Origin of the sequence: Nocardioides sp., assembly GCF_047606145.1 — a bacterium.
In the GTDB taxonomy this organism is placed as follows: domain Bacteria; phylum Actinomycetota; class Actinomycetes; order Propionibacteriales; family Nocardioidaceae; genus Nocardioides.
Genome location: NZ_JASGET010000137.1, coordinates 43518 through 55328, shown reverse-complemented (window position 1 = coordinate 55328; position 11811 = coordinate 43518). Strand labels below are relative to the sequence as shown.

The 11811-nt window shown below is 71.7% G+C and carries 13 protein-coding genes; 2 read left to right on the top strand and 11 right to left on the bottom strand.

Annotated features, from left to right (window positions below):
- Positions 1-87 precede the first annotated feature (87 nt).
- The 4 genes from QM638_RS18415 to QM638_RS18400 form a co-directional block, all read right to left on the bottom strand.
- On the bottom strand, positions 88-837 hold the full coding sequence (locus QM638_RS18415) for a PadR family transcriptional regulator (RefSeq protein WP_415144316.1): 750 nt from the start codon (positions 835-837) through the stop codon (positions 88-90).
- Positions 838-1071: 234 nt separating this feature from the next.
- Complete coding sequence (locus QM638_RS18410; protein WP_415144314.1) at positions 1072-3000, bottom strand: M3 family metallopeptidase; 1929 nt, start codon at positions 2998-3000, stop codon at positions 1072-1074.
- A 25-nt stretch (positions 3001-3025) separates the two neighbouring features.
- Positions 3026-4294, bottom strand: coding sequence for an RNA polymerase sigma factor (locus QM638_RS18405; RefSeq protein ID WP_415144312.1), 1269 nt, complete (start codon positions 4292-4294; stop codon positions 3026-3028).
- A complete protein-coding gene (locus QM638_RS18400; protein ID WP_415144310.1) occupies positions 4291-4677 on the bottom strand; it encodes a YciI family protein in 387 nt (128 codons plus the stop codon). Before QM638_RS18400 ends, QM638_RS18405 begins: the two co-directional genes overlap by 4 nt.
- A gap of 176 nt (positions 4678-4853) precedes the next feature.
- On the opposite strand from QM638_RS18400, the gene QM638_RS18395 reads away from it, so the two are divergent.
- Complete coding sequence (locus QM638_RS18395; protein WP_415144308.1) at positions 4854-6152, top strand: MFS transporter; 1299 nt, start codon at positions 4854-4856, stop codon at positions 6150-6152.
- Between the two features lie 18 nt (positions 6153-6170).
- Here the strand turns inward: QM638_RS18395 and QM638_RS18390 are convergent, their stop codons facing one another.
- From QM638_RS18390 to QM638_RS18365, 6 genes are all read right to left on the bottom strand, one after another.
- Positions 6171-6725, bottom strand: coding sequence for a GNAT family N-acetyltransferase (locus QM638_RS18390; RefSeq protein ID WP_415144306.1), 555 nt, complete (start codon positions 6723-6725; stop codon positions 6171-6173).
- Between the two features lie 47 nt (positions 6726-6772).
- Complete coding sequence (locus QM638_RS18385; protein ID WP_415144304.1) at positions 6773-7279, bottom strand: mycothiol transferase; 507 nt, start codon at positions 7277-7279, stop codon at positions 6773-6775.
- Between the two features lie 10 nt (positions 7280-7289).
- Entirely contained in the window at positions 7290-7946 is a 657-nt protein-coding gene (locus tag QM638_RS18380) for an NAD(P)H-binding protein (protein ID WP_415144302.1), read from the bottom strand.
- A 58-nt stretch (positions 7947-8004) separates the two neighbouring features.
- Positions 8005-8580 carry a DUF4234 domain-containing protein gene (locus tag QM638_RS18375; RefSeq protein WP_415144301.1) on the bottom strand — a complete coding sequence of 192 codons (576 nt, stop codon included), beginning with the start codon at positions 8578-8580 and terminating at the stop codon, positions 8005-8007.
- Positions 8581-8661: 81 nt separating this feature from the next.
- Positions 8662-9576 (bottom strand): pseudouridine-5'-phosphate glycosidase, encoded by a 915-nt coding sequence (locus QM638_RS18370; RefSeq protein WP_415144299.1) that lies wholly within the window; start codon positions 9574-9576, stop codon positions 8662-8664.
- Positions 9573-10661: a carbohydrate kinase gene (locus QM638_RS18365; protein ID WP_415144297.1), complete on the bottom strand. Its 1089-nt coding sequence runs from the start codon at positions 10659-10661 to the stop codon at positions 9573-9575. Before QM638_RS18365 ends, QM638_RS18370 begins: the two co-directional genes overlap by 4 nt.
- Positions 10662-10727: 66 nt before the next feature.
- On the opposite strand from QM638_RS18365, the gene QM638_RS18360 reads away from it, so the two are divergent.
- Entirely contained in the window at positions 10728-11180 is a 453-nt protein-coding gene (locus tag QM638_RS18360) for a pyrimidine dimer DNA glycosylase/endonuclease V (protein ID WP_415144295.1), read from the top strand.
- A 67-nt stretch (positions 11181-11247) separates the two neighbouring features.
- On the opposite strand, the gene QM638_RS18355 is transcribed toward QM638_RS18360, so the two are convergent.
- A complete protein-coding gene (locus QM638_RS18355; RefSeq protein ID WP_415144293.1) occupies positions 11248-11805 on the bottom strand; it encodes a TetR/AcrR family transcriptional regulator in 558 nt (185 codons plus the stop codon).
- Positions 11806-11811: the final 6 nt, after the last annotated feature.

The window sequence follows — 11811 nt, the reverse complement described above, 5'->3', positions numbered from 1 at the left end:
CGAGGAGATGCTTCGCGCCGGCGCTACCCGGGGTAGCGCCGGCTCGACGTGGCTGAGGTGCGCGACTCATGGCCCACCGGCCCAGGGTCACTCGTCGGTGGCCTCGGAGGTGTCTCCGGACTCGGCGCTGCCGTCCGGCCCCTCGGCGAGGATGCCGTAGAGCTTGCGGCGGGTCTCGGCGAGGATGTCGCCGGCCGCCTTGCGCTGCGCCTCGGTCCCGGTGGTGGCGATCTGCCAGACGGCGGGAAGCACCTGGGTGACCTCGCCGCGCAGGCCACTGGCGGCCTCGCGCCGGCTCTGCGCCGTCACCGCCTCGAAGGGGCGCCAGACCGCCTCGAGGTCGGCGGCATGCGTCGCCGCGTACTCCACACCGGTCTCGGTCAGCGTGATCGCACGCCGGCCGTGCCCCTCGTCGGCGGCGACCAGCCCCTCGTCCTGCAACTGCTGGATCGTCGGGTAGACCGAACCCGGGCTGGGCCGCCACACGCCATGGCTGCGCTCGGCGATCTGCTGGATCACCTGGTAGCCGTTGATCGGCTGGTCGGCCTTCTTGGCCTCGGAGAGGACACCGAGGATGGCCGAGCGGACGTCACCGCGGCGTACCCGCGGGCCGCGCCGGCGTTCGTCGCCCTCGAAGCCGAACAGACCGGCCAGCCAGGGCGGAGGGCCATCGGGGCCGAAGCCACGCGGACCGGCTCCGCCGGGGCCACGGCGCCCGAGCGGACCCATGCCACGGAAGTCCCACTCGCCTCGGGGACCGCCACCGGGGTGGTGGCGGAGCTTGTTGGTACCGCGTCGGTTGCGGCGGTTGTCGTTGTCGAATCGTTCGCTACGCATTGCGTGCTCCTTCTCTCGGTTTCGCGATATATCGCGATCGTACGCCGATAGTTGGAGCGACACAAGTCGGCGAGGACCTGCCGACCATCTGCCTCTGCTCGGCGGGTCCTTGGGGACCATCTGCCTCTGCTCGGCGAGCTTCGGGGGACCACTTGCCTCTGCTCGGCGGGTTCTAAAGCACCATCTGCCTCTGTTCGCGGTTGCCTCTGCGCGGTTGCTTCTGCTCGGCAGCGGTCAGCGGGCGAGCCAGGCCGCGTAGGCGTCGAAGCTGAAGGGGCGGCCGAGGAAGTCCGCGACCAGGTCGGCGGCGTCCCTGGATCCGCCGGGAGCCAGGATACGGTCCCGGTAGCGGCCGGCGACGTCGGGCGCGAACAGGTCCTGAGGGTCGAAGGCGCTGAACATGTCCTTGGCGATCACCAGCGACCACATGTAGGTGTAGTAGGCCGAGGAGTACCCGCCGAGATGGCCGAAGCTGGCGAAGAAGTGCGTGCCGGGCAGGTAGGGCCAGGGACTGTAGCGCTCCTGCAGCTCGAGCATCGCGGCGGTCAGATCGGCCGGTCGCTGGGCGTGGAAGTAGTAGGAGATCGCGGCGTAGAACATCTGGGTGCGGGCCTGATAGCCCTTGCCGAAGTCGTCGGCGGCGCGCATCCGTTCGACCAGCTCGACGGGGATCGGCTCACCGGCGGCGTCGGTGGCGAAGGTGCGCAGCACGCTGGGGTCCCACGCCCACTCCTCGAGCATCTGCGAGGGTGCCTCGACGAAGTCCCATTCGGTGGCGACCCCGGAGCACCGCGCCCACTCGCCCTGACCACCGAGGACGTGGTGCACCAGGTGCCCGAACTCGTGGAACAGCGTGACCACGTGGTCGTGCTCCATCAGCCCGCGGGAGAAGTTGCAGACCAGGACCCCCTGAGCGAGCTGGCGCCCGCGCACCCCGGGCGAGAGGTCGAACTGCGCGGCGTGCTTGTACTTGCCCTCGCGCGGATGCAGATCCAGGAAGATACGACCCAGGCGTTCCTCGGTCCCGGCCCGGTGGACGTCGAAGACGCTGACGTCCTCGTGCCAGGTCGGCGCATCGACCGGCTGGTAGCGCAGGCCGAACAGCCGACCGGTCACCTCCAACAGACCCGCGCGCACCTTGGCGAAGTCGAAGTAGGTGCGCACCCGCTGGGAGTCGACCTCCAACTGCTCCTTGCGCACCAGCTCCTCGTAGTAGACCGAGTCGGCGGTGGTCAGCTCGGTGGCGCCGGGCACGTCGCGCCGGTAGCGCTCCAGCAGCACGGCGAGGTCACGCTCCATCGGACCGGTGGCCGCCTGGGCGATCTTGTCGATGAACTCGGGGATCGCGTCGCCCGAGCCGATCATCTTGACCTCGGCGTCGTAGCTCGGCCAGTCGGAGTAGCCCACCAGCGTGGCGAGCTCGTGCCGCAGCTCGAACATCTCGCGCAGCACCGGGTCGGCCTGCGGCCAGCCGCGCTCCAGACAGGCGATCGTGACGTCGCGGCGGACCGTGGCATCGTGCACGAACATCCGGGCCGGCAGCGCGTCCGGGTAGTCGCTGGTGACGGTGACCAGTCCGCTCTCGTCCGCCGGGTGCGCCTCCAGCCAGTCCGCGGGCATGCCGTCCAGCCGCTCGACCGGCACCTGGACGCTGCGCACGTCGTCACGGGCCAGCCGAGAGAACGTCAGGTCCAGCTCGGTGAGACGCTCGTTGATCGCCTTCAGCCGATCTCGGGTCGCCTCGTCCCGGTCGACGCCGGCCCGCCGGAAGTCCTGCAGCGACTTCGACAGCACCCGGCCGGCGTCCGGGTCGGCCGCGGTCACCTCCTCGACCGACAGCGCCGCCAGGACGGCGTACAGCCGCTGGTCCTGGCCGAGCTCGGTACGCAGCCGCTGCAGGGCGACCTCGGCGTCCTCGCAGGCGGTCCGGACCGCCTCGGTCGGGTGCACGTTGGCGAGCAGCCCGACCAGGCCGCCGGCGCTGCCGAGCGCGAGCCCGACGTCGTCCCACAGCCGCACCACCGCCAGCGGGTCGGCGGGCGGCTCGGTCCGGAGCCGGTCGGCCAGCTCCCGCGCGGTGGCCAGCGCGCCCTCGGTGCGTTCGGTCACCCACTCCTCGGCGGCCTCGGCGGCGGGCAGGGTCAGGGGCTCGATCTGCGTCATGCGGCAAGGGTGCCACGGCGCGGGCTCAGGCCCGGAGTGGATTCTCCGGCCCCGGTCCGAGCTGGTCGCGTCGGCGGGTGAGGTAGGCGATCTCGGCGGAGTTGCCGGCCAGACCGATCGCGGCGTCGTACGCCGACCTCGACTCCCCGCTCCGCCCGAGCCGCCGCAGCAGGTCGGCGCGGGTGGCGTGGAAGGCGTGGTAGTCCGCGAGCGCGTCGGCGAGGCGGTCGACTTCGGCCAGGCCGAGGTCCGGGCCATCGATCTCGGCGAGCGCGACGGCGCGATTGAGACGCACCACGGGCGACGGATCGACCCTCACCAGACGGTCGTAGAGGGTGAGGATCTGGGACCAGTCGACCTCGCGCGCCGAGGGCGCATCGGTGTGTACGGCGTTGATGGCGGCGAGGAGCTGGTAGCGACCCACCGGGCCGTCACCGGCCGCCACCGCGGCGAGTCGCTCCCGCACCAGCCGATGACCCTCATCGATGAGCGCCCGGTCCCAGGCGCCCCGGTCCTGCTCGTCCAGGGTCACCAGCTCGCCGCTGCCGGAGACCCGAGCAGTGCGGCGGGCCTCGGTGAGCAGCATCAGGGCGAGCAGGCCGGCGACCTCGCCGTCGGCGGGAAGCAGGGCGCGGAGCAGCCGGCCGAGCTGGATGGCCTCGTCGGTCAGCTCGGCCCGGATCGGCTCGTCCCCCTCGCCCGCCAGGTAGCCCTCGTTGAAGACGAGGAAGACCACCGCGAGCACGCCGGCGAGCCGCTCGGTCAGGTCCTCGGCGGAGGGCACCCGGTAGGGGATGCGAGCGGCCCTGATCTTCGACTTCGCCCGAGTGATCCGCTGCCTCATCGTCGTCTCCGAGACCAGGAACGCCCGCGCGATCTCGGGCACCGTCAGCCCACCGACCAGCCGGAGGGTGAGGGCCACCCGGGCCTCCTGTGCGAGAGCCGGGTGGCAGCAGGTGAAGACCAGGCGGAGCCGGTCGTCGGCGACCGGGCCGGTCGGCTCGGGTGCGGTGTCGTCGGTGGTCATGAGTGCGATCCGGTGCTTCTCCTCACGCTTGGCCTCCCGGCGGACTCGGTCGATCGCCTTCCGGGTGGCCGTGGTGCTCAGCCAGCCTCCCGGGTGGGGCGGCACGCCGTCGACGGGCCAGCGCTCGACCGCCGTCACGAACGCCTCGGCCGCCGCGTCCTCGGCGACGTCGAGATCGGCGAAGCGGCGGGCCAGGGCGGCGACGACCCGTGCCCACTCCTCGTGGTGGGCACGGGCCAACGCCTCCTCGACGGCGGGATCGCTCACCGATCGAGCAGCGCCTGGAACGACTCCTCGGTCTGGAAGGGCCGCACCTCGACCTTGCCGCGGCAGGCCTTGGACCCCTCCGCGGCGAGGCGGAGCGCGACATCGAGGTCGGGTGCCTCGATGATCCAGAAGCCCCCGAGGTACTCCTTGGACTCCAGATAGGGACCGTCGGTGAGCACCGGCCCCTCACCCCGACCGTCGACGACGGTGGCGGTCGTCGCCTGCTCCAGGCCGTCCGCGAAGACGAAGTACCCCTCCCGCTCGAGCCTCTCGTTGAACGCGCCGGTGTCGGCGAACGCCTGCAGCATGGCCTCCTTGGAGCCGTAGTCGCCGAACTCGTTGCGCTCGGCGGGTCCGTAGACGGACATCAGATACTTGGGCATGGTGGGTCTCCTCTGCTCACCGACAGCCCGGGTGACTGCCGTTCACCTGTTCCACGAACGCGCTCGCCTCGATACGACACCTCGGGCCGAACCCATTTCAAGGCCGCGTCGGGAAGAAGACCGGACGTGGCAAGGTTGGGCAACGTGCCACGCGTCCCAACTGCAGAGAGCGTCGAATGAGCCTTGGAAGCCGGCTGAGCGGCGTGCTCGCGGACACCCGGCCACTGGCCGAGCCGCATTTCCGGCGGCTGTGGACCGCCCAGATCATCACCGTGATCGGTGCCCAGCTGACCGTCGTGGCGGTGCCCGCGCAGATCTATGCCGACACCGGTTCCTCGGCGTACGTCGGCCTGACCGGCGTCTTCGGGCTCGTGCCGCTGGTGATCTTCGGGCTGTACGGCGGCGCGCTCGCCGATCACCTGGACCGCCGTACGTTGCTGATGGTCAGCACCTGCGGCCTGATCGCGACCAGCGCGCTGTTCTGGCTGCAGTCCGCCGTCGGTTCGACGAACGTGTGGCTGTTGCTGTGCCTGTTCGCCGTCCAACAGGCGTTCTTCGCGGTCAACCAGCCGACCCGCTCCGCGGTCCTGCCCAAGCTGTTCCCGGCACACCTGCTGCCGGCGGCGAACTCGCTGTCGATGACGGTCGTCCAGTTCGGCGCCATCGCCGGTCCGCTGGTGGCCGGCATCCTGATCCCGATCACCGGCTACACCTGGATGTACCTGATCGACACCTGCACCCTGTTCGCCACCCTCTATGCGGTGGTGCTGCTGCCTGGCATGCCGGTCGAGGGCGCGCAGCAGGGCGCGCCGGGGCTGCGCTCGGTCTGGGAGGGGATCGCCTATCTGCGGGACAAGCCGGTGCTGCTGATGTCGTTCGTGGTCGACCTGATCGCGATGATCTTCGGCATGCCCCGGGCGCTGTTCCCGGAGATCGCCCACCTGTCCTTCCACGGCCCCAAGGACGGCGGCATCGCCTTCGCGCTGCTGTACGCCGCGATCCCCGCCGGCGCCGTGGTCGGCGGTGTGTTCAGCGGCTGGATCTCGCGCGTCGAGCGGCAGGGCCGGGTGGTGCTGTGGTGCATCGCGGTCTGGGGACTGGGCATCGTCGGCTTCGGCCTGTCGGTCGCGGTGGCCGATCGGGTCGGGTTCACCGGTGTCATGCTCGGCCTCGGCCTGCTCTTCATGGTCGTCGCCGGTGCCGGCGACGTCGCCTCGGCGGCGATCCGCTCGGCGATGCTCCAGTCCGCCGCCGACGACAACGTCCGCGGACGGCTCCAGGGCGTCTTCACCGTCGTGGTCGCCGGTGGCCCACGGATCGCGGACGTCGTGCACGGCGGGGCGGCGGCGGTGGTCGGGACGGCGGCCGCCACCACCGGTGGCGGCGGGCTGGTACTGGTCGGGATCGCGCTCTGCGCGCTGCTGGTCCCCTCGTTCGTCCGCTACCGGGTCGGCCGGCCGAGCTCGGCCGTCTGACCCCGGGCGCACCACGCGTCACGGCTCAGACAGGTGGTGGGTCATCTCGAGCTCGAGCCCGGCCTCGATCTCGGAGCTGGCCCCGGAGAGTGCGAATCCGGCGCGCCGATAGGCGGCCCGGGCGCGGGCGTTGTCGGCGTGCACGTAGAGCCGGGCGTGCCGGCGCCCGCGTTCGCGGAGCCAGTCCTCGGCGGCGGCGAACAGCCGGCCGAGCAGACCACGGCCACGATGCTCGGGCTTGAGGTAGACCCCGACGATCTGACCACCGGTGACGGTGATCTCGTCCCCGGCGAAGTCCTTCTCCCCGGCCTCCTCGAGCAGGACCACGACCGTGCCGACCCACTCGCCGTCGGGAGCCACCGCCACGAACTGTCGCCTGCGTCCGGCCGCCCCGGCCTCGACCGCCGACCCGGCGGCCCGCTCCTCCCAGTAGTCCCGCGGCTGCGCGACGGCGTCGGCATAGGTGTCGAGGAACGCGATCGGGGCCGACTCGTCGCACAGGGCGGCGAGCCGGAGCTCGCGCACCCGGTCGACTTCGGCGGCGTGGATCGGCCGGATCCGGTAGTCGGTCATGCCTCGATGGTGGTCACCGACCCGAGCTCCCGGCAACCGGATTCGGTCTACCCTGTCGGGCCGAGGCCCCGCAGGTACTCCGCCTGACCGAGATGCTTGGCGTCGTCGTCGAGGATGCTGACCAGCCGGACGCCGAGGGTGACCGGGGGATCCCAGCGGGTGTCGACGATCCGGTCGAGATCGGCCTCGGTGACGGTGTCGAGGTAGGCGAGCGTGGCCGCGTGGGTGGCGTGCAGGTAGTCGGTCAGCTCGGCGGCGCCGACCCGGACCCGGCCGACCTCGGCGGAGGTCTGGCCGTAGCCGGTGGCGCTGTCGTCGAGACCGAGGGCGAACCTGGCGGCGTACCCCTGCGCGGTCCAGACCTGCTCGGTGCCCGCCACCTCGGCCACCTGCGCGTCCTGGACCCGGATCAGGTGCCAGACCAGCCAGCCGATCGAGTTGGCGTCCGGAGAGATCCGGTGCGCCAACTGGTCCTCGCTCAGGTCCGCCACGACGGCCGCGCCGCCCTCGACGATCCGGCCGAATCCGTCCTGGAGCAGGTCCGCGGGAGTCATGTCAGCGAGACTACGCGCCGGCTCGGCGTACCGCCTCGGCGATCGGCACCTCGCCGGTGATCAGATCCCACTGACGACCGATGCTCGTCTCGTCCTCGAGCACCGCCACCACCGTGGCCGCGACGTCGGCGCGGGCGATCTCGCCCCGCCCGGTGTCCGGGCCCAGCGCGACCAGGCCGGTGGCCGGATCGTCGGTGAGCCGGCCGGGCCGCAGGATGGTCCAGGCCAGGTCGCTGGACCGCAGCGCGAGGTCGGCGTCGCGCTTCGCCTCGACGTAGGCCCGCCACACCGGTTCGGTCTCGGCCGGCACCGGCACGTCCACCCCGATGGCGGAGACCTGCACGAACCGGGAGATCTCCGCCTGGTGCGCGCCATCGATGGACTTCAACGAGCCACCCAGGTCGACCGTGCGCTTCCGCTCGGCGTTGCCGTCCGGCCCTCCCCCGGCGGCGAAGACGACCGCCTCACAGTCGGCGAACGCCTCCCCGAACGCCTCCGCCTCGTCGTGCTCGACGTCGAGCAGGCCCACCTCCGCGCCGAGGCCCTCGAGCTCGGCGCGATAGGCCTCGCTGCGGACCAGCGCGAGCGGTGTGTGACCGGCCGCGACGAGCAACGGATGGAGCTGGCGAGCGACCTTGCCGTGGCCGCCGACGATGGCGATGCGCATGCCGCCAACCTACGTCGTGGTCCCGAGCCCGCCGTCGCCGAACCGGGATCGCGCCGCCTCAGCCGGCGACGGCTCCGCGGGAGATCCAGTAGTCGTTGAGCGCGCCGTTGGTCTTGACGAACCAGATGATCGGGCCGACCAGGATGAACATCCCCGGGAAGTACCACAGGGCGGTGAGCGCGGAGACGCGCGGCTGCATGCCGGCGCGCTCGTAGAGCCCGCCCACCTCGTTGGAGGTGATGAACGGCGAGACGATGCCGATGAAGAAGGCGATCAGCAGCGAGATCGGGCCGCCGATGCCGACGCCGCTGTGTCGCTTCATCTCCTCGCTGGTCGCGTAGTACCAGTACAGGCCGTAGATGCCGAGCGTCACGATGAACAGCAGGATGCACAGGCCGGACCCGCGCACCTTGCCGACCGGCCCGGGACCATAGCCGCCGGCCTGGTAGCCGGCGTAGCCCTGCTGCGCGTACGGCTGCTGACCATATCCGGGCTGACCATATCCGGGCTGCCCGTACTGCTGCTGGCCGTACGACTGGCTGTACGACTGCTCGTAGGGCTGGCCCGCGGGCGGCGTCGGCGGTGGGTCGTAGTCCGGCTGGCCGGGCTGGTTCGGGTCCGAGGGCTGCGTCATGGGAGAGCTCCTGTCGTGGGCATCGTGGATGACCCTCAGCGGTCTACCCCGTCGCCGGAGCCTCACACCCCGAACCTCGGATCAGCCGGCGTACGCGGCCGCCAGCTGAGCGCCGAAGACGGCGTTGTTGCGCACCAGCGCGATGTTCGCGCGCAGCGAGGCACCCTCGGTGAGCTCGACGATCCGGGCCAGCAGGTACGGCGTGGTCTCCTTGCCGGTGATGCCGGCGGCGGTGGCGTCAGCGAGCGCGCGCTCGATGACGACGCCGATCTCCGCGGCCGGGATCTCGTCGGCGGCCGGGATCGGGTTGGCGATCGCCAGGCCGTTGCTCAGCCCCAGCTCCCAGGTCGCCCTGGCCACCGCGGCCGCCTCGGCCGCCCCGTCGACCCGCAGCGGGGCAGCGAAGCCGGAGGAGCGGGAGTAGAAGGACGGGAACTCGTCGGCGCCGTTGACCAGCACCGGCACCCCGAGCGTCTCCAGCGTCTCCAGGGTCAGGCCGATGTCGAGGATCGACTTCACCCCGGCGCTGACCACCGCGACCGGCGTCCGGCCGAGCTCGGTCAGGTCGGCGGAGATGTCGAAGCTGGTCTCGGCGCCGCGGTGCACGCCGCCGAGCCCGCCGGTGACGAAGACCCGGATGCCCGCCATCGCGGCCAGCCGCATGGTGGCGGCGACGGTGGTCGCGCCGTGGAGCTTGCGCGCGACGACGTACGGCAGGTCGCGGACGCTCACCTTGGTGACCTCCTCGTCGGAGGCGAGCAGCTCGAGGTCGGCGGCGTCCAGGCCGATCCGCGGGACACCGTCGAGCACGGCGATGGTCGCCGGCACGGCACCGTGGTCACGGACGATCTGCTCGACCTCGGTGGCCATCGCCACGTTCTGTGGATACGGCATGCCGTGGCTGATGATCGTCGACTCCAACGCCACCACCGGGCGGTGATCGGCGAGTGCGCCGGCGACCTCGTCGGTCAGCCTCAGGGACGGGTGCGGGGTCATGACAGATAGCTCCTGACGAGTCGGTCGGTGAGATCGGGTCGAACGGTCTGCGCACTGGCGCAGGTCGCCGCCGCGGCGGCGTGGCCGTAGGCCGCCGCCTCGGCGGCGTCGGCGCCGGCCAGCAGACGGTGACAGAAGGCGGCCAGCATCGCGTCGCCGGCGCCGGTCACGTCGACCACGTCGGTGGCCGGGGAGGCGAGCGCGGTCAGGCCGGTCGGCGCGCTGAGCAGCGAGCCGTCGGCGCCCAGCCGCACCCACACCGTCTCCACGCCACGCTCGTGCATCCGGTCGATGGCGGCGCGCAGCCGGGCGTCGGTGTCGACCGGCAGACCGCTGAGCGCGGCCAACTCGGCCCGGTTCGGGGTGATGGCGTGGACCGGCCGTTGGTCGGTGAGCAGGGCCGCCAACCGGGCCGCCTTCGGCACGCTGACCGGCTCCAGGATGACCTTGGCGCCGGCGGTCGCGGCCACCTCGAGCGCGAAGGCCGCCGTCGGCGTGGCGAGGTTGCCGTCGAGGACGACGAAGGCGGCGCCGGCGAACGGCTCGGCGCCGAGGTCGGCGGGAGCGAGTGCGTCGGTGGCGGCCATGTCGGCGACCGCGACCAGCAGCTCACCGTCATGGTCGAGGACCGCGGTATAGGTCCCGGTCGGATGCGCGCTGCGCCGTACGCCGTCCACGCGCACGCCCGCAGCCGAGGTGGCGGCGAGCAGCTGGTCGCCGATGGGGTCGGCGCCGACGGCGGCGATCAGCTCCACCCGGGAACCGAGCCGGGCAAGATTCTCGGCGATGTTGCGGCCGACGCCGCCGGGCGACATCGAGCCCTCGCCCGGGTTGCTGGTGCCCGGTACGGCGCGGGCGCCGCTGCGGGCCTTGACGTCCATGTTGGCGCCACCGATCACGACCACGCCCGGGGTCTCGTTGAGGAGGTAGCCGCGGCCGCGGATGACGCCCTTCTTGCCCAGGTTGGACAGGTGGACGTTGACGGCGGCCCTGGTCGTGCCCAGTCGCTCGGCGATCTGCGCGGAGCCGATCAGCGGATCACGACGGAGCAGTGCCACGATCTCCTGCTCGCGATCGGTCAGCATGCTTAGAATTATAAGCACGCCATATTGAGATAAAGAACCTTGTGCCGAGCCGGCTATGGTCGACGGATGCGGCTGTGGAGTCTGCACCCCCGACACCTGGACCGCGCCGGGTTGACCGCCTGTTGGCGAGAGGCGCTGCTGGCCCAGGCGGTCCTGCTCGGGCGCACCCGCGGCTACACCCGGCATCCACAGCTGGAGCGCTTCCGCGGCCGGCCGGATCCGGCGGCGTCGGTCGGCGAGTACCTCTCCCACGTGGCAGCCGAGGCGGGCAGGCGCGGATATCGCTTCAACGCCGGCCTGATCGAGCGGCGCGACCCCGACCCGATCGAGGTGACCGACGGCCAACTGGGTCTCGAGTGGACGCACCTGCTGAACAAGCTCGCCGGGCGCTCCCCCGAGCTCTGGCGGAGCGCCCGGCTCACCGAGCCCACTCCGCATCCGATGATGCGACTGGTCAGCGGGCCGCCGGCCGACTGGGAACGCGCACGTCCGCCCGAGGCCGGCCCGGCCGGAGACTGACCGGGCCCCGGGCGCTCAGCCTCGCGGGGATCGGTGGAGTCGGGCTCGACTCGGGCTCGACTCGGGCTCAACTCGGGGGCGGCGGGAGGCAGGCCGCCACCAGTTCGCCGAGCGGGCCACCCTGGTCGCCGTACGCGTCCATCGAGAGCAGGACGTTGAGCAGCATGCCGTGCGCGATGAAGTCGCGCACCTGCTCGTCGCTCCAGCCGGTGCGGCGCAGGGTCTGGAAGATCCGGCCCATCCCCTCGCGGGCAACCGCGCCGATCTCGGACACCGAGCCGGCCGAGAAGCCATGCATCATCACGTGCAGGAAGTCGCTGTCGCCGAGGAGCTCGAGGTAGGCCCCGCCGAGGCGGTCGCGGTCCTCCTCGGAGGCCGGGTCGAACGGGCGCTCGTCGATGACCCCCGCGAAGGCCCCCTCGATCCGGCGACAGGCGTGCTCGAAGACGGCGAGGAAGAGTTCGAGCTTGGTGCCGAAGATCCGGACGACGTACGGCTGGGAGACGCCGGCCTCCTTGGCGACCTGATCCGTGCTGGTGCCGGCGTAGCCGCCCTTCGCGAAGGCTCGAGTGGCCGCCTCCCGCACCAGCTCACGTCGATCCTCGGCAGCCATCCGGACATTCATGGTTGA